10 protein-coding genes are annotated in these 19,553 nt (G+C 33.4%); all 10 read left to right on the top strand.

Features of this window, described 5'->3' with window-relative positions:
• Positions 1-45: 45 nt before the first annotated feature.
• The 10 genes from JC605_RS20765 to JC605_RS20810 all read left to right on the top strand — a co-directional run bounded on the left by JC605_RS20765 (position 46) and on the right by JC605_RS20810 (position 19,442).
• Positions 46-2,313, top strand: a complete 2,268-nt coding sequence (locus tag JC605_RS20765) for a GH92 family glycosyl hydrolase (RefSeq protein WP_198858012.1) — start codon at positions 46-48, stop codon at positions 2,311-2,313.
• 13 nt (positions 2,314-2,326) lie between these two features.
• Positions 2,327-2,890, top strand: coding sequence for a hypothetical protein (locus JC605_RS20770; RefSeq protein ID WP_198858013.1), 564 nt, complete (start codon positions 2,327-2,329; stop codon positions 2,888-2,890).
• Positions 2,891-3,181: 291 nt separating this feature from the next.
• Positions 3,182-4,033, top strand: coding sequence for a DUF4861 family protein (locus JC605_RS20775; protein WP_198858014.1), 852 nt, complete (start codon positions 3,182-3,184; stop codon positions 4,031-4,033).
• 226 nt (positions 4,034-4,259) lie between these two features.
• A complete protein-coding gene (locus JC605_RS20780) occupies positions 4,260-6,089 on the top strand; it encodes a metallophosphoesterase (protein ID WP_198858015.1) in 1,830 nt (609 codons plus the stop codon).
• Positions 6,090-6,141: 52 nt separating this feature from the next.
• On the top strand, positions 6,142-10,176 hold the full coding sequence (locus JC605_RS20785) for a two-component regulator propeller domain-containing protein (RefSeq protein ID WP_198858016.1): 4,035 nt from the start codon (positions 6,142-6,144) through the stop codon (positions 10,174-10,176).
• Positions 10,177-10,598: 422 nt separating this feature from the next.
• Positions 10,599-11,486 (top strand): inositol oxygenase family protein, encoded by an 888-nt coding sequence (locus JC605_RS20790; RefSeq protein ID WP_198858017.1) that lies wholly within the window; start codon positions 10,599-10,601, stop codon positions 11,484-11,486.
• A 197-nt stretch (positions 11,487-11,683) separates the two neighbouring features.
• Positions 11,684-14,821 (top strand): glycoside hydrolase family 2 TIM barrel-domain containing protein, encoded by a 3,138-nt coding sequence (locus JC605_RS20795; RefSeq protein WP_198858018.1) that lies wholly within the window; start codon positions 11,684-11,686, stop codon positions 14,819-14,821.
• Positions 14,822-14,905: 84 nt separating this feature from the next.
• On the top strand, positions 14,906-16,048 hold the full coding sequence (locus tag JC605_RS20800) for an acyltransferase family protein (RefSeq protein WP_198858019.1): 1,143 nt from the start codon (positions 14,906-14,908) through the stop codon (positions 16,046-16,048).
• A gap of 57 nt (positions 16,049-16,105) precedes the next feature.
• Positions 16,106-17,743, top strand: coding sequence for a sodium/sugar symporter (locus tag JC605_RS20805; protein WP_198858020.1), 1,638 nt, complete (start codon positions 16,106-16,108; stop codon positions 17,741-17,743).
• Between the two features lie 169 nt (positions 17,744-17,912).
• On the top strand, positions 17,913-19,442 hold the full coding sequence (locus JC605_RS20810; protein ID WP_198858021.1) for a glycoside hydrolase family 28 protein: 1,530 nt from the start codon (positions 17,913-17,915) through the stop codon (positions 19,440-19,442).
• The last annotated feature ends 111 nt before the right edge of the window (positions 19,443-19,553 follow it).

The following is a 19,553-nucleotide window of genomic DNA, read 5'->3' on the forward strand; positions in this document are numbered from 1 at the left end:
TGGTAAAAAAATAAGTTTTTTAGTTCTTAAAGAAATAAGTAAGTAATGAAAATATACAGTAAAAATATACTTTTAGGAATATCATTTTTGTTTACCGTAATCACAAACGCTCAAACAGTCCATCAATATGTTGATCCAATGATTGGTTCAGAAGGAGTAGGGAGAGTTTTTATCGGGCCGTCATGCCCTTACGGAATGGTAAAACCAAGTCCAGACTGCACCTCGAGCCCAAACAGCGGCTGGCTTCCAATACCAAAAGAAGTAACAGGATTCAGTCAGGTTCACGTAAGCGGAACAGGCGGAGGTCCAAAATACGGAAATATCCAGATTATGCCATTTTCTGGTACTTTAGACAAAATAGACCAGACTTCTTTTAGAGCAGAAGAAAACGTAAAACTGGGGTATTACGAAACGGTTTTCAAGGAAAATAATATTAAAACCGAAATCACTACTGGCGAGAAAGTTTCTTTTTACCGTTTTACCTACCCAAAAAATAAATCAAAAGAATTAAAGATAGATCCTGGATTTTTTCTTGGCGAAGAAAAAATTCCAGAAGCTAGAGAAGCACAACAGTTTGTGGGTTCACAAATCGAAATAGTTTCAGATACTGAAGTTAGAGGTTACAGCAGAATTCGTGGAGGATGGAACAACGGACGCGCTTACACCGTTTATTTCTATGCTATTTTTGATCAGCCAATTGCTAAATATGTCACTTTTAAAGACGGAAAATTTTATAATAATCAAAAAGCGCAATTTGATTCAGGAAAGAAAACAGCAGTTTTACTTTCTTTTGAAAATGGAAAAGAGGAGCTGAATGTAAAAATCGGAATTTCATTTTTAAGCGAATTAAAAGCAAAGAATAATATAGAAGTTGAAATTCCGCATTGGAATTTTAATGAAGTTTTAAAGGCTTTAGAAAACAAATGGGAAAATTTATTGAGCAGAATCCAGCTTTCTAAAGATACCTCAGACGAATACAGAAAAATGTTCTATACAGGTTTATATCACACGATGATTATGCCTGTAGACAGAACAGGAGAAAACCCGTTATGGACAAATGACGAGCCTTATTATGATGATTTTTATACCATCTGGGATACATTTAGAACATCAAGTCCTTTAATTACATTGATTGACAGCAAGCGAAAAGTAGAAATCATTAATGCAATGCTGAACATTTACAAACGCGAAGGCTATATGCCAGAAGGAAGAAGCGGTAATGACAATGGAAGAACTCAGGGAGGATCAAACGCTGAGGTGGTAATTGCTGATGCTTTTGTAAAAAACTTAAAAGGAATAGATTACGAATTAGCACTTCAAGCAATGCTGAAAGATGCAACAGTGCCTCCCGGAGGAAATGAAGAGAAAGAAGGAAGAGGCGGACTTTTAGATTATCTTAAACTAGGATACGTTCCTTATGGCACAGACAGAGCAGGAAACAGAACCATCGATTACTCCTACAACGATTATAATATTGCAACAGTTGCCAAAGGTTTAGGCAAAACAGATTTGTACAATCAATACATAAAACAGGCTGAAAATTGGCAGAATCTATGGCGAGCAGATTATGAAAATAACGGAGCAAAAGGATTTATCATGCCAAAAGACAAAGACGGAAACTGGCTGGATGATGTTGTTTTTGGCGAATCAAAAATCCAAAAGCCAACTTTTAAATATACGCCTGTCATTATCGAATCGCCTTGGTATGTTTGTCATTGGTGTGTTTTCTTTTACGAAGGAACTTCATGGGAATATTCATTTAGTTTGCCGCACGATATTCCGGAATTGGTAAAAAAATCAGGCGGCGAAAAAGCATTTGAAAACAGATTGGATATTTTCTTTGACAATAATTTATTTAATGTTGCCAATGAACCTTCATTCTTAACCCCGTGTTTATATCACTGGATTGGGAAACCGTATTTAAGCAGTGACAGAATCAGAACGATTATCAAGGATAATTTTAATACTTCAAGAGAAGGACTTCCAGGTAACGACGATTCAGGAGCAATGTCTTCATGGCTGGCTTTCCACATGATGGGATTGTATCCAAATGCAGGACAACCTTATTATCTAATCAATACGCCTTTGATTAAGGAAGTATTTGTAAAATTAGAAAACGGCAAAAGTTTTAAAATCATCACAAAAAAAATGAATGATAAAAACAAATACATCAAAACCGCTTTGTTAAACGGAAAACCATACAACAAAGCATGGATTACGCATGATGATATTATGAATGGAGGAGAACTGATTTTAGAAATGGATTCGAAACCTTCAGCTTGGGGAACGACAATTTTACCACCGGCAAAATAAAAAGATAAGTAAGATGAAAAATATATTTTTAGTTATTCTTTTCTGTGCTCTTTATCAAACCACAATAGCACAGAATTATATTCCGACATTAAAAAATAATACCCAACTGCATTATGTCTGTAAACTGCATGGACAAACGAGAACTTTACAGCTTACAGCCGAAACGTCAAATAATGCATTGGCTTTTAAATTGGAAACAAGAGGCGTAAACAGTAAAATAGTAATGCTTCCTGAAGCAGTAAAAAATGGAAATGCCTTAAGCTTTAATCAAGGAGAATATGCACCAATTCTAAACTTAAAACCAACAGAAACTTTTTTTATGATTTCGCAATCAGCTTATCAGGATTTAGTCAAAAACAATTCCTTTGTTTACAACAATACAACTTATGTTCTAGATAAAAGTGAAGATAAAAACGACGTTTCTATTGATGGAAAAATAATCGAAACATTGCATGTAAGAGCGCAAATAGACGAAACCGAAATGTGGATTGTAAAAAATCCAGAGTTTCCTTTAATCTGTAAAATCATTAAGAACCCGTTAGGAATTAATCCTACCTTGGTAAAAGTAGTGGATTAAAGAAAATAGAAAATAGAACTGTTTTATTAACGGACTAAATTGGTTTTAAAACCACAGATTAAAAAGATTAGAAGGATTTTTAAATGAACAAATTTAATCTGTGTTAATCCTTTTAATTTGTGGCAAAAAAATACAATTAGAAAAGCAAAAAGGAAATTTTATAGTTTAAGATTTTTCACAATTTTGATATAAATTGATAATTTCAGAACAATAGATAGAATTCGTAGTAGATTGTTGAAAGTTGTTTTTAAATTTACAGGAATTACACTTAAACTTATAATATTTTAAATTATGAAATTATCTATCGTAACCTCTTTACTTTTTTGCTGCATTTGTTTCGGACAAAATAATACAGACACCAGTTTGTATATGAAGTCTGATAAAATTACGTATCTAACAGATATTGGCTCAGAATCAGGAGATTTATATAAAACGATCGGACATCACGGCCCAGCAATTGAAAACGAATGGATGGCTTTGCGAATTTATTTCAGCGATAAAGTAGCAATCGATGTTTATTCTAAAGCTAAACCAGGTTTAGAATTAAAAAAAGCAAATTGGTACCCAACGCCAGAACAGCAAAAAGAAGGCTGGGGAGCAGATTATTATAAAGTGGCATCTACTGTTGGTTTAGGAGGAGTAAAACTGTGGGATGGCGAAAAATTGGTGCCGTTAAATCCGGTAACAAATCGTTTGGCTCGTGTTGGAAAAACAGAAAATACTTCTTGGATGGAAATGATTTCAAGAGGCGTTCCTTACAAAGGAAAAAAAGTAGACATTTTAGTTCGTGTTACCGTGTTTTCTGGTAAAAGAGAAGCAAAAGTAGAAGCAGTTTCTTTAACTGGAGAAAAAGTGCAATTTGCGACAGGAGTAAATTACTTTAAAGATTGCGCAACAAAAAAAGGTGCTAATTACATAGCAGTTTGGGGAAAACATCCAGAAGACGTTGCTGCAGAAATTGTTGAAGTAGGAGGAGCGATTATATACAATCCGAAAGATTATGAGAAAACAACAGACGATGGAACGCAATATTTGTTGATTTCAAAACCTGCAAAAACTTTAGAGACTTCAATTATATCTTCAAGTGCAAGAGAAACAGAACTAAACACTTTAGATAAATTGGAAGCATTTATTAAAAAATAATTGAATTATCCTTTAAGCAAGGACGCGGATTAAACGGATTTATTTCGTAAAGGCGCGGATTAAAACGGATAATCTATTTATATTTTTAAACAGATTAATAAAATCCGGTTTAATCCGCGCCTTCGCGTTAGCGAATCGGTTTAATTCGCGTTTGATTTTACAGACTTTCTATTTTTAAAATAGGACAAATAACGGATAATCATAAAATTAAAAACAAACAAAACAAATGTTTAGAATATCGATTATATTAGTACTGCTTCTTTCTTTATATTCCTGCAAATCACAGCAGAACATTAAGAAAGAAATTCAGATTGCTTTTATAGCCGATGCCCATCTGCAAGATATTTATGCCAAATTTGAGGACAGTAATTATCAAGGCATTCCAAATCCTGTAACGGGCGAATATGCCAATATTAGAACGATGAATTCTCAATTGCATTCTACGAGAATTTTTAATGAAAACTATTTTGCCTTTTTAGAAGCTTTAAATGATATTGTAAAAAGAGGCATAAAACAGGTAGTGCTTCCAGGCGATTTCAGCGACGACGGACAGCCTGTTCACGTTCGCGGATTAAGAAAAATTCTAAATGAATACTCCGAGAAATACGGAATTTCATTCTTTGTTACTACAGGAAATCATGATATCGTAAAACCTTTTGCTCAAGATGCTGTTAAAACAGATTTTTTAGGAAAAGACGGAAAAGAACAAATTATTAGCAGTTCTCCAGACAATTTTAATAAAAGTAAAAGCGAACTGGAACCCATTATTACTGCCGATATAAAAAATTGGGGTTATAAAGAAACCATTAGCGAAATGCGTGATTTTGGTTTTTTTCCAAAGAAGAGTGATTTGTATTGGGAAACTCCTTTTTCTAATTACAGCTATGAAAATTATAATTTTGAAGAAGCTCAAAAAGAATCCGTTTTAGAAAAAAGAACGTATTTAATAAAAAACACCAATTTGTATTTGCCCGATGCCAGTTATTTGGTTGAACCAATAAAAGGAATCTGGCTTTTGGCAATAGATGCAAATGCGTATGTTCCAAATGAAAAATTATCAGGAGAATCTAATAATCCGCACGATTTTTCGGGAGCAAATACAGGTTATAATAACGTTCTGATTTATAAAAACCATTTAATTAATTGGGTAAAAAAGGTTTCTGCAGAAGCAAAACAAAAAGGAAAAATATTGATTGCTTTCAGTCATTATCCGATGGTTGAATTTAATGACGATGCTTCGCCAGAATTAAAACAGCTTTTCGGTGCTAATAAAATGCAATTGCAAAGAGTTCCAAATGAAGAAGTAGCACAGCAATTTGCCGATGCTGGAATTCAGATTCATTTTGGCGGACATATGCACATTAACGATACGGGAGTTAGAACAACAGCAAAAGGAAATACACTTTTTAATATTCAAACACCATCGCTTGCGGCTTATATGCCAGCTTATAAAATATTGACTATTCATTCTCAATATGATCTGGAAGTAGAAACTGTTGTAATTGGTAAAGTCAATAAATTCAACAGTTTATTTCCTTTTTATGAAGAAGAATATGCTCATTTGGAAGCTATTAAAAGTAACATCATTTGGAACAAAGAAATTCTAAAAGCAAATGATTATGCAGCATTTACCAATTGGCATCTAAAGGAATTAGTTCGTTTGCGATTCTTACCCGAAGATTTTCCGACAGATTTCTTAAAATCGATTGAGAAACTTTCTGGTAAAGATTTATTAGAATGGAATAAAAATGCAAATGAAGTTTCTAAAGATTTGAAAGAGAATTCGCTAACATTTTCTGATTTTGAATCATGGACAGGTTTTGATATGATTTTCGATTTTTACAGATTAAAAAGTGCCGATGAATTGGCTTTTTCTGAAATTGGAAAAAAGAGATTAAAGCAATATGAATTGATATGCAAACAGTTAAAAAAATCAAATAACCCTAAGTTAGTTTTATGGGCCAAAATATTTTGGAAAACCATGAACGGCGAGCCTTCCAATCATTTCAGAATTGATTTAAAAAACAACAAAATTGATAATTTATCTGTTAAATAATTTTAATATTTATTGAATCAAAAAGATTAAATTGCATTTATAATTTATTTCCATGAGCCAAAAATCCTTTTTATTATTCTTGTTATCCGCCCTTTTTTATCATTCGTATTCACAGAATATAAAATTTGCGCATTATAATGATAATAACGGATTGTCTCATAATTCGGTACGACATATTGTACAGGATAAAAAGGGTTTCATGTGGTTTGGAACTTTTTCAGGATTAAATCGTTTTGACGGTTATCAGTTCAAAAATTACATGAGTTCTACGCCTGGTAAAAACAAATTGTACAATGATGATATCACGGCTTTAGAGCTGGATGAAAAAAATAATTATCTCTGGATTGGTACCCGAAAAGGACTCACGCTTTTCAAAATGGATACGCATGTTTTTACTACTTATTTTCATAAAAAAGACGATCCAAACAGTTTGCCAGATGACGAAGTTAGAGCCGTTTATGTAGATAAATTTGAAAGAGTTTGGGTAGGAACCAAAACGAAAGGAATTTATTTATTCTTTTTAAAAGAAAACCGATTCGAAAAAATTAAACTGAATGGTTATGAATATATAAAAGAAATTTTTGAAGATAAAAAAGGAAATGTCTGGGTTGGAAGTTATGAGAAATCATCTGTAGCCAAAATTACGATGGATGCGAAAGGCGCGATTGTGAAAATCAATAATTATACGCTTTCTGTTCCAAATTCGAATATAAAAAATCCATACCTAAATTTTATTTACGAAGATGCCAAACAAGATATTTTTGTTGGAACTCGCGAAGGTTTGTATAAACTCGATAAAGCAAGCGATAAGTTTGTTAATCTATATATTGAAAACAAACAAGTTAGAGGTGCTTTAGGACCTTATTTTCTTTCTGTTGCCCAAGCTCCTGATGGCAAATATTGGGTTGGAACGTTGGGTGGATTATTAGTTTGTGATCAATTAGAAGACATTCAAAAAGGAAATTATAAATGGTATTATTCTATTCTTTCAGATGACACTTCGCTTGTCGATAATTTAATTTCGGCACTTTATTTTGATAAATCTGGAGTCTTATGGATTGGAACCGAAGATGGTTTAGATAAATACGATCCGTATGAGAATCAGTTTACTTTAAATAAAGATATTTCGCGTTCTATTGGCAATCAAGCGCCTAGAATTAGAGGTTTTGCCAAAACCTATGATGAAAAAGTAATTGTCGCAACTTATCACAACGGGCTTTTTATTTCTAACATAAAAGGTTCGACACCTCTGCACAACACAGGAAAAGATATTGCTAGTATTTATTCTGAAGACGGAAAGATTTTTTACTGTGGTCTTTGGGATGGCAATGTTTTGGTTTATAATTATTTGAGCAATTCTTCTAGAGAAATAAATTTAGGATTTGAGAAATCGCCTGTTTTTGCCTTTAGAAAAATTACAGATGATAAAATGATTGTAGGTTCATTTGGAGAAGGAGCTGTAATTCTAAATACTAAAACACTTCAAGTAGAAACTTCAAGTAAACTTTTACCCGATTTTCAGATTAATGCCATTGAAAGAGATACCAAAAATAATGTTTGGTTTGCAACAGAAACGGGAGTGGTAAAATACAATATCAATACCGGAAAAATAGAAACATATTCGTCACTTTTTATCAAAGAAAAAGGTGTTCCTCATGACGAAAATGTTAGTGATGTTTTAGTAGATGTTAAAGGAAAGATCTGGGCTTCAACTCGTTTTGGGCTATGTTTGTACAATCCGAAAAAGAACGAATTTGAACCCGTAAAAAATCTTAAGGAACTTTCTGGAAAATGGATTACTGATATTTTATCAGATGCCAACGGTAATTTGTGGCTTAATATCAACAATAATAATATTGCTTTTGTAAAATCGAATTTAAAAGATATTAGCATATATCATGTAAATAGCGGAAACAGATTGGATGTTTTTAGTTCTAGCGGTTTCTTTTATTTTAATAATTCTAATATTTTTCTTGGCGGTAAAAACGGAATTATTTCTTTTTCTCCGCCAGCGATGAAAAGAAATAATTGGTCGCCATTGCCTGTTATTTCTGAATTTAAGATTCAAAATGAGGAAGTTTTTCCAGAAATGGAAATCAACGGAGAAATTCCGCTTTCTAAAGATTTAAATTATGGAAATGAAATCGAATTAAGCCATAAAAACAGAAACTTTTCTCTGCAGTTTTCGGCACCTTCATTCGCAAACGAAAAATTGAATAAATTTCAATACATGCTAGAAGGTTTTGATAAAGAATGGATAACAGTTAATAGTACATCTAGAATTGTACAATATACCAATCTTTATCCAGGCAATTATACTTTTAAGATAAGATCAAGCAATAGCGACGGTTATTGGAGTAAAACGGTTTCTTATAAAATAAAAATTCTGCCTCCGTTCTGGCTTACGCCGACTTCTTTTTTAATGTTTTTTGCTATTTTATTCGGTGTTTTTTATTTCATTAGAAAAGAGATTAAGAATCGTATTCGTTTAAAACAAGAGCTGCTCACAGAAAAAGTAAACAGAGAACACGACATAAAATTAAATAATGAGAAATTACGTTTCTTTACCAATATTTCGCATGAATTAAGAACGCCATTAACGCTAATTTTAGGTCCAGCAAAACAGCTTTTGGATGAAAATAGTAATGCTACAGATTACGAAAAGAGCCGTTATAACTTAATTTATCAAAATGCCAGCCGATTGCTAAATTTGGTGAATCAGGTTTTGGATTTTAGAAAGGCGCAGTCGGGTGAATTAAAACTAAAAGTAACCAAAACGGACATTTTATCGTATTCGAAAAATATTTTCGATTCGTTTAAGGAAATGGCTTATAATAAAAAAATTAAGCTCAATTTTATTTCTGAAGATGATGAAATAAATGGCTGGCTAGACAATGACAAATACGATAAAATTCTTTACAATCTTTTGTCTAACGCCTTGAAGTTTACCAACAAAAATGGTAATGTAGATTTGTATGTGAGACTAAAAGATACGGTTGAAGATATTTTGGTAATTGAAGTTACAGATGACGGAATTGGTATTCCGTTAAAAAGTATAGATAAAATTTTCAAACGTTTTTACCAAGCTTCAAACAGTAAAGACAATAATACTGGATCAGGAATTGGTTTGTCATTGGTAAAATCTTTGGTTGCCATTCATAAAGGAACTATTTCTGTAGAAAGTACTGCAGGAAAAGGAAGTACTTTTAAAGTAGAAATTCCGATTGATCGTGAATCTTACGAACATAAAGAAGTGTTTGAATATGCTCTTAAAAATGACAATCTAAGTATGCTGATTCCAGAAAAAGCTGCCAAGAAAATTATTCAGAATACAGATTTAAAAGAGAAGATTCTGGTTATTGAAGATAACTCAGAACTCAGAAAATATTTGGTCGATTATTTATCAGATTATTATAAAGTGTATGATGCTGAAAATGGAGAAGAAGGCTTAAAAATCTGCCGACAAATAAAACCTATTTTGTGCGTAACCGATGTTATGATGCCCGTTATGGACGGATTGGAATTTTGCCAACAATTAAAAAATGATGAATTTATAAGTCATATTCCAGTTGTGATGCTTACAGCGTTGGGAGAAAATATGGATAAAGTAAAAGGTTATGATATTGGAGCCGATGGTTATCTGGTAAAACCTTTTGAGCCTTTACTTTTGAAAACGGTTATAGAGAATATGATCAAATCGAGATTAGAACTGAAGCAAAAATTCTCTGGCGAAGTAGAAAGCAAAGTTAGCATGCTGACACATTCGCCAATTGACGAGGAGTTTATGGAAAAAGTTACAAATCTAATTAACGATAATTTAAGTGATGTCGATCTTTCAACCGATTTTTTATGTGACAAACTGGGCGTTAGTTCTTCCAAATTATATAGAAAAATTAAAGAATTGACCGATTTAGCACCAAACGAATTTATCAGAACCATTCGTTTAAAAAAATCAGCAGAATTGCTAAAAACCAAAAAATACAATGTTTCTGAAGTAACAGATTTGGTTGGTTTTAATGATCCGCTATATTTCAGTAGATGCTTCAAGAAGCAGTTTGGTTTCCCGCCAAGCAAGTTGATTAATTAGTTTTTTTGGCAGGATTCGGACGATGGCGATTGGCGAAGCAATTCAGGAATTTTACAATCCAGCTCTCAAAGAGTCAAAAACATCAAAGTAGTGCGACTCACAGCGAAAGAATGTGCAACATCTAAATTAGCCCTGAAAGAGTGAAAGCATATTCTGAGTATTATGTGTTGAATTATTATATGGACATATTTGTGCTTTCACCCTTGTAGGGTGCTATTCATTCCCATGTTAGAGTGTAGTGCGGTGCACTAGTTTGATGCTTTTGGACTTTCAGTCCAATTCAAATTCTATCCATTTTTTCTTTGATTGATATGTAAAAATCCTACAATAATCAATTTTATCCATGTTTTTGATGTATTAATCCATTTTGAAAGAAGGATGTAATTCTATTTTTGTCTTATAACTTTTAACTATTTAGCATTATGAAAAAGCATATAGATACAGACAATCCGTTAAATAATTTAGATGAGTGGGAAGATGATTTATTAATGCGATATCCTGATCCTTCTGAAGAAAATGAAGAAGTAAAAGAAAAGCAGAAAGAAGAATTTAGAAACTATGTTGATTCGGAAAGAGTAGAAACTGTTAAGGAGTTTTACAGAATAAACCACACGTATCAAACTTATGATTTTGTATGCAGCAAAGAACAAGATTTTCTGCAATTTAATAGAAAAGAAATGTCAATCTGGGAAGCTGTTGAGTTTTTAAACACGCTTGTAGACGACAGTGACCCAGATATTGACTTAGACCAAACACAGCACCTTTTACAAACTTCAGAAGCAATTCGCGCAGACGGTCATCCAGATTGGTTTGTATTGACTGGTTTTATTCATGATTTAGGTAAAGTATTATGTTTGTTTGGAGAACCGCAATGGGCAGTTGTAGGAGATACATTTCCTGTTGGATGTGCTTATTCGGATAAAATTGTATATTCAGAGTTCTTTAAAGAAAATCCAGATTTTACAGACGAAAGATTCAATACCAAGTTTGGTGTTTACACAGAAAACTGCGGATTGAACAATGTAAAAATGAGTTGGGGACACGATGAGTATTTGTATCAAATCATGAAAGATTATCTTCCAGATCCAGCTTTATACATGATTCGTTATCATTCCTTTTATTCTCAGCACAAAGAAAATGCTTATGCGCATTTAATGAATGAAAAAGACATCGAAATGTTTGACTGGGTGAGAAAATTCAATCCTTACGATTTGTATACAAAAGCACCTGTAAAACCAGACGTGCAAGCATTACTTCCTTATTATAAAGAATTAGTTGCGAAATATTTACCAGAAAAATTGAAGTTTTAAAAAGGTCATATAAACACATAGAAACATAGTCCCGATAGCTATCGGGATTCTTTTAAGCGTAAAAACATTTATTAGAAGAAAATAGTTTCCACACATACTATATGTTTTAATAATAAAGTGAAAGGCCTTTCAAGACAAAGAAAAGCTATGTTTCTATGTGTTAAAAAATAAATGCCAGCTATCTAAAACCAAAAATAATGCAGAAAACCACAACCAAAATATTTTTTATTAGCCTGTTATTGCTTTTCACAATAGGAATTTCGGCTCAAGAAAAAGACCGTAATGATTGGGAAAATCCAGAGGTATTTCAAATTAACAGAGAGCCAGCTCGTGCTGCTTTTCTTCCGTATGCAGATGAAACTTCTGCTATAATGGATAAATATGAAAACTCACCTTGGTATTTTTCTTTAAACGGAAAATGGAAATTTTCTTGGTCGCCAACACCAGACGAACGTCCGAAGGATTTTTATAAAACGGATTTCAGTACTTTACATTGGAAAGAACTTCAAGTGCCTTCTAATTGGGAGCTGAATGGTTACGGTGTGCCAATTTATACCAACATTACGTATCCTTTTGAAAAAAATCCGCCTTTTATTAATCATTGGGACAATCCAGTTGGGTCTTATAAAAGAGATTTTGTGCTGCCAGAAAACTGGAACGGCCGACATGTCTTTCTTCATTTTGAAGCAGGAACTGCAGCTATGTATATTTGGGTAAATGGGGAAAAAGTAGGCTACACAGAAAACACCAAAAGTCCGGCAGAATTTGATATTTCGAAGTATTTAAAATCTGGAAAAAATGATTTAGCGATAGAAGTGTACAGATGGAGCGATGGTTCGTATCTAGAAGATCAAGACATGTGGCGACTTTCTGGTATTGATAGAAATGTGTATTTGTATAGTACAGATAATGTTCGTATTGCAGACTTTTTTGCCAAACCAGATTTAGATGCTAAATACAAAAACGGAAGTCTAAGTGTCGATGTGAGTTTAAAAAATCTGAGTTCAACTTCTGCTAACAACCAAAAAGTAGTCGCAAAACTGGTTGATGCTTCTGGGAAAAATGTATTTGTAAAAGAATTGAATGTCAATTTAGAAGCGTCAAAAGTTCAGACTTTAAATTTTTCTCAAAATGTATCAAGTCCAAAATTATGGAGCAGTGAGACGCCTAATTTATATACGTTGATTCTGACTTTAAAAGATGCAAAAGGAAATATTGTAGAAACAGTTGGAACACAAATCGGATTTAGAAAAGTAGAACTAAAAGGTGGCCAATTATTAGTTAATGGAGTTCGATTAATGGTTCATGGCGTTAATATCCATGAACATAATCCAGAAACAGGACATTATCAGGACGAAGCGACGATGATGAAAGATATTAAAATGATGAAACAGCTGAATATTAATTCAGTTCGCTGCAGTCATTATCCGAACAATATTTTATGGGTAAAACTATGTAATAAATACGGTTTGTTTTTGGTGGATGAAGCTAATATCGAAAGTCATGGAATGGGAGTAGAGGGACAACCTCTAATTTGGATGAATCCAAAAACGAATCCTGGTTATCTTCCAGAATGGAGAGAAGCACATCTAGACAGAATTTACAGCCTTGTTGAAAGAGATAAAAATATGCCGTCTGTAATTATCTGGTCATTAGGAAATGAAAGCGCCAATGGACCTGTTTTTCACGAAGCATACAAATGGATCAAAAAAAGAGATAATTCTCGTTTGGTTCAGTTTGAACAAGCAAAAGAAAACGAAAATACTGATATCGTTTGTCCAATGTACCCAACAATTGAATACATGAAAGAATATGCGGCACGTAAAGAAGTTACACGCCCTTATATCATGTGTGAGTATTCGCATGCAATGGGAAACAGCAGCGGAAATTTTCAAGAATATTGGGATATCATTCGCGGAAGCAAAAACATGCAAGGCGGATTTATTTGGGATTGGGTAGATCAGGGATTTTATGGAATTGATGAAGCAGGCCGCAAATACTGGACTTACGGTGGCGATATGGGAAGCCAGAATTACTTAAATGATGAAAACTTCTGTCACAACGGGTTGGTTTATGCTGATAGAACACCTCATCCTGGAGCTTTTGAAGTAAAAAAAGTATATCAGAATATCTTGTTTAAAGCTGTAGATATAAAGAACGGAATTATTGAAATCAATAATGATTTTGGGTTTACCAATCTGAACAAATACAATTTTAGATATGAAGTTTTAGAAAACGGAAAAGTAATTAAAGAAGGAATTTTGAATGTTGCTTTAGATCCGAAATCAAAAAAGCAATTTAAAATTGATTTACCAAAATTAGAGTCAAAAGAAGGAACAGAATATTTATTGAATGTTTTTGCTAGTACGAAAACTGGCTCAGAAATATTGCCTCAAAACTTTGAAATCGCAAAAGAGCAATTTGTAATAGAAGATGGGAAATATTTCGCAAAATCTGAAAATGGAAGTGCTGCAAAAGTACAAGATGAAAAAGATCAGTTTGTTTTGACTTCTGATAATGTAACCGTTAAAATCAGCAAATCGACTGGATTGATTTCGTATTACAGTTTAAAAGGCGAAGAATATTTCAAACAATATCCTGAGCCTAATTTTTGGAGAGCTCCAACAGATAATGATATTGGAAACAAAATGCAGATTAGAACAAATGTGTGGAGAACTGCTGGAAAAAACACTTCGTTAGAAAGTATTCAGCAAAGTGAGGAAAATGGCAAAAAATATATCATTGCAAGATTAAAATTGAACGACGTTACTTCCGATTATACAATCAAATATGCATTAGGAAATGATGGCGCTTTAGAAATTCAGGCTTCTTATAAAAAAGGAAATAATCCGGTTCCAGAATTACCGCGTTTCGGAATGATTTTCACTTTAAAAAATACATTAGAAAATCTGGATTATTACGGAAGAGGACCTTTAGAAAATTATCCTGACAGAAAAACAGCATCCTTGAAAGGAATTTATACTAGTAAAGTTGCAGACCAATATGTGCCTTATACACGCCCACAAGAAAATGGATACAAGACCGATATACGCTGGTTTAAATTATCAAGCAATTCAGGAAATGGCTTGGAAATAAAAGGTCTGCAACCTTTAGGAATAAGTACTTTAAATAATTATCCGAATGATTTTGACGGAGGAATTTCTAAAAAGAATATTCATTCTAGCGATATTACTCCGAGAAATGAAGTTGTAGTTTGTGTCGATTTAACCCAACGTGGATTAGGAGGTGACAACAGTTGGGGCGCACCGCCACACGAACAATATACCTTAACCCAAAGCGAATACAGCTACGGATTTGTCATTAAACCACTTTAAATAATTTTAGTTTTCAGTTTCAGTTTTCGGTCACAGTTAGGACTGAAAACTGAGACTGCGACTGAAGACTAATCAAATAAAAAAATGAGTAACACTACAAGTGGAAGATTAATTTCTTTAGATGCACTGCGCGGGTTTGTGATGTTTTGGATCATGAGTGGCGAACATATTATTCATGCTCTGGCCAAAGTGGCTCCAATTCCTATTTTTGTCTGGATGTCATCGCAACTGCATCATGCAGAATGGAATGGTATTACCTTCTATGATATGATTTTTCCTGTGTTTCTATTTGTGGCCGGCGTTTCGATGCCTTATTCTTTCGAAAAGAAAATGCAACTGGCTGGTGTTAAATCTCCAAATGATTTGCCTCCAACCGAAAAGCGAAAAATATATTTATCGATGTTGAAAAGAACCTTCATTTTATTGGTTCTAGGATTTGTAGTAAACGGATTATTACGATTTGATGGTTTTGACCAAACGCGTTTTGCAAGTGTTTTAGGAAGAATTGGACTCGCTTGGTTTTTTGCCGGAATCATCTTTTTGAATTTTGATTTTAAAAAACAATTAATCTGGTTCTTCGGAATCTTAATTGGCTATTATGCTGCAATGAAATGGATTCCGGTCCCAGATTTTGGAGCTGGAGTTTTAACCAAAGAAGGTTCACTAGAAGGCTACATTGATCGTCTTTTTTTACCAGGAAGATTGCACAGTACGGTTTACGATCCAGAAGGAATATTTTCAACTCTTCCCGCTATCGCAACTGCTTTATTAGGCGTTTTTATAGGAACATTTTTAAAAGCAAAATGCCCATTCTCTATAAATGTGAAATTGCTTTTAATGACCTTAACGGCAGTAGTTTTAATTATTATAGGTTTGATTTGGGATATCAGTTTTCCAATCAACAAACATTTATGGACCAGTTCTTTTGTCTGTTTTGTTGGCGGATTTAGTATTTTGTTTTTTGTCTTTTTTTATGTGATAATCGATTTGTTTGGTTTTCATAAATGGGCATTTCCATTAATCTTAATTGGTTCCAATTCTATTTTAATTTATATCGCAGCAGAAGGTTTAGTCGATTTTAAACATACAGCAGATTATCTTTTTGGCGGACTTATACAATATATCTCGCTTAATTGGCAGCCTTTTTTTGTCGCATTATCCGTCACCATTGTACAGCTTATTTTACTGTACTTTTTATATAAAAAGAAATGGTTTCTCAAGATTTGATAGCAATCAAATTTTAAAATACATTTTACTATCTAACCACACAATAACCACACAATTATGAATGTATTACAAACCGCAGATTACATTGTTTTCTTTATCTACTTTGTCATAGTTACTGCCTATGGAATGTATATTTACAGAAGCAAAAAAACTGCTGCAACGAGTTCTAACGAATATTTTTTAGCCGAAGGATCACTTACTTGGTGGGCAATTGGAGCTTCTTTAATTGCTTCTAATATTTCAGCAGAACATTTTATTGGTATGAGCGGTTCAGGTTTCGCCATCGGACTTGCTATTGCTTCTTATGAATGGATGTCGGCTGCTACATTAATTATTGTAGCAATGTTTATTTTACCCATTTATTTGAAGAATAAAATATTTACGATGCCTCAGTTTTTAGCCAAAAGATATAGCGGAACAGTGAGTACAATTATGGCTATTATTTGGTTGTTAATCTATGTCTTTGTTAACCTTACTTCAATAATTTATTTAGGTGCTTTAGCTATTTCTTCTATAGCTCCAATTAGCTTTCAGTTTTGTGTCATCGGTTTGAGTTTATTCTCGGTAATCGTAACATTGGGCGGTATGAAAGTAATTGGATACACAGATATGTTTCAGGTTATCGTTTTAATTCTCGGCGGATTAGTAACAACTTATTTAGCCTTAACATTGCTTTCAGATCAGTTTGGTTTTGGAAAAGATATTCTAAAAGCACTTTCGATTATTGCTGATGAAGCTCCAGGACATTTGCACATGATTTTAGAAGAATCAAATCCGCATTATAATGAATTGCCAGGAATGTCGGTTTTAGTTGGCGGAATGTTAATCAATAATCTGGCATATTGGGGATGTAACCAATATATTGTTCAAAGAGCTTTAGGAGCCGATTTAAAAACTGCGCGTAAAGGAATCTTATTTGCCGCTTTTCTAAAACTTTTAGTTCCAATTATTGCGGTTTTACCAGGAATCGCCATGTTTGTAATGCACGAAAACGGAATGTTTCAACAAGAAATGGTAGATGCAGCTGGAGTTTTAAAACCAGATCACGCGTATCCAACATTAATGAATTTACTTCCGGCAGGATTAAAAGGAGTAGCCTTAGCCGCTTTAACTGCTGCAATTGTAGCCTCTCTGGCAGGAAAAGCCAATAGTATTTCGACTATTTTTTCTTTAGATATTTATAAAAAATATTTCAACTCGCAGGCATCAGAAAAGAAATTGGTTCGTACAGGAAGATGGTGCGTTGTTGTATGTATGATTATAGCAGCTTTTGTTGCTCCTGCATTAAAATCATTAGATCAAGCGTATCAATTTATTCAAGAATATGTTGGATTCTTTTCGCCAGGAGTATTAGCGATTTTCTTGTTGGGAATGTTCTGGAAAAAAACAACTCCAGCAGCAGGACTTGCAGGAGCATTATTAACCGTACCTCTTGCTGCAGTTTTGAAATTTTTACCCATGTGGACAGATGGCGTTTTTCCAGATTATCCTTTCTTAGACAGAATGACTATTGTTTTCTTCATAATTGTTTTAATAATGGTGGGAATAAGTGTGGTAAATCCAGTTTCTGAAGAAGAGTCTGAAATTCATCAAATAGAAGTAGATAAATCAATGTTTAAAGTATCATCAGAGTTTATCGTTGGTTCGTTTATTATCAGTGGCGTTTTAGTGGCTTTGTACACGGTTTTCTGGTAATATTTTGGAATTGCTAAAAAGTCACAGGTTTTTTGTTTCACGCAGATGTGGCAGATTTTAGCAGATTTAATTGTTTTTTTTATAAAATATCTGCAAAATCTGCTAAAATCATTTTAAATCTGCGTGAAAAAAATTAACAAAGAGATTAAAGTAAAGATCAAATAAAAATATGAAAAAGAAATCTATAATTACCTTAATTATCCTTTGCCTTTCGCTGACCGTTTCGGCGCAAAAGGTTTTTGATATTAAAAAATACGGCGCTGTTGGAGATGGCAAAACTTTAAACACAAAAGCCATTCAAAAAGCAATTGATGCAGCGAATAAAAACAAAGGAGGAAAAGTTGTTTTTGCTAAAGGGACTTTTCTTTCGGGAAGTATTGTTTTAAAAGATAATGTAGAATTATTTTTTGAAGATGGTGCAACTTTATTAGGAAGCACCAATCCAGACGATTATCCAAAATACGAAGGAATTAGAGCTTTTATTATTGCTAATCAATCCAAAAATATTGCGGTAAATGGAAAAGGAATTATCGATGGACAAGGAAGAGAATTGGCTTTAGCAATAGACAGTCTGCATCATACAGGAGTTCGAATTGATCCGAAATACAATTACAGAAGAATGCGCCCTGAAGATGGCAGAGGAAAACTGATTTCGTTTGTAAAATGCGATTCGATTACCATGACGCAAATTACATTAAAAAATAGCCCAGGCTGGACAATGTGTTTTAGAGAATGTAAAAACATTGCAATTGATTTTATGAAAGTGGAAAGCCGAGCGTATTGGAACAATGACGGAATTGACCTTGACGGCTGCGAGAATGCCCGAATTACCAATTGTAATGTAAACGCTGCAGATGACGGAATCTGCTTAAAATCTGAAGTTCTGGGATTGCACAATAACAATATTTACATCGGAAATTGTACGATAAGATCTAGTGCAAATGCAGTGAAATTTGGGACAGGTTCTTACGGAAGTTTCAAAAATGTGACCATTGAAAATATTAAAGTTTTTGATACTTTCAGATCGGCAGTTGCGATTGAATCTGTTGATGGTGCTGAGATTGAAAACATCAAAGTTTCTGATATTACAGCGCTAAATACTGGAAACGCGATATTAATTCGTTTGGGTCACAGAAATGGAGATAAACCAGGTTATATTAAAAATGTATCGGTTAAAAATGTAAAAGTACAAGTTCCCTTTGGCCGTCCAGACATTGATTACGATATGCGCGGACCAGAAGTCGATTATTTCCATAATCCGTTTCCCTCTTCTATTGCAGGAATTCCAGGGCATTTGATAGAAAATGTGACTTTAGAAAATATCGAAATCATTTATCCAGGAAGAGCTTCAAAAGGAATGGCATATCATCCGTTAAGCAGACTAAAAGATGTAAAAGAAAACATTAATGGATATCCTGAATTTACGATGTTTGGTGAATTGCCTTCTTGGGGATTTTATGTGCGTCACGTAAACGGAATCGAAATGAAGAATATAAAACTGATTTTAGATAAGGAAGATTTTCGTCCAGCTTTTGTTTTCGACGATGTAAAAAATCTGACAATGAAAGCTATTGATGTTCCTTCGGATAAAATCAATCAGATTGTTTTTAAAGATGTTTTATCAAGCAATTTGGACAGTGAAGCTGCAAAAAGAAAAATAGAACCAGAGCAAAATAAATTTGAATTACCAGCACATTGATAGTTGGCCACAAAGGCACTAAGACACAAAGTTTTTTTGCCAAAGATTATTAAGATTAAAAAGGATTTTTTTTCACGCAGATTCTGCAAATTTTGGCAGATTAAATTAGAT

The sequence above is a fragment of the Flavobacterium sp. IB48 genome, assembly GCF_016405855.1.
Taxonomy (GTDB): domain Bacteria; phylum Bacteroidota; class Bacteroidia; order Flavobacteriales; family Flavobacteriaceae; genus Flavobacterium; species Flavobacterium ginsengisoli.

Bases quoted from the DNA above. Each gene is read 5' to 3' on its own strand.
- JC605_RS20765 (WP_198858012.1), top strand. From the start codon at position 46: ATGAAAATATACAGTAAAAATATACTTTTAGGAATATCATTTTTGTTT.
- JC605_RS20770 (WP_198858013.1), top strand. From the start codon at position 2,327: ATGAAAAATATATTTTTAGTTATTCTTTTCTGTGCTCTTTATCAAACC.
- JC605_RS20775 (WP_198858014.1), top strand. From the start codon at position 3,182: ATGAAATTATCTATCGTAACCTCTTTACTTTTTTGCTGCATTTGTTTC.
- JC605_RS20795 (WP_198858018.1), top strand. From the start codon at position 11,684: ATGCAGAAAACCACAACCAAAATATTTTTTATTAGCCTGTTATTGCTT.
- JC605_RS20805 (WP_198858020.1), top strand. From the start codon at position 16,106: ATGAATGTATTACAAACCGCAGATTACATTGTTTTCTTTATCTACTTT.
- JC605_RS20780 (WP_198858015.1), top strand. From the start codon at position 4,260: ATGTTTAGAATATCGATTATATTAGTACTGCTTCTTTCTTTATATTCC.
- JC605_RS20790 (WP_198858017.1), top strand. From the start codon at position 10,599: ATGAAAAAGCATATAGATACAGACAATCCGTTAAATAATTTAGATGAG.
- JC605_RS20785 (WP_198858016.1), top strand. From the start codon at position 6,142: ATGAGCCAAAAATCCTTTTTATTATTCTTGTTATCCGCCCTTTTTTAT.
- JC605_RS20810 (WP_198858021.1), top strand. From the start codon at position 17,913: ATGAAAAAGAAATCTATAATTACCTTAATTATCCTTTGCCTTTCGCTG.
- JC605_RS20800 (WP_198858019.1), top strand. From the start codon at position 14,906: ATGAGTAACACTACAAGTGGAAGATTAATTTCTTTAGATGCACTGCGC.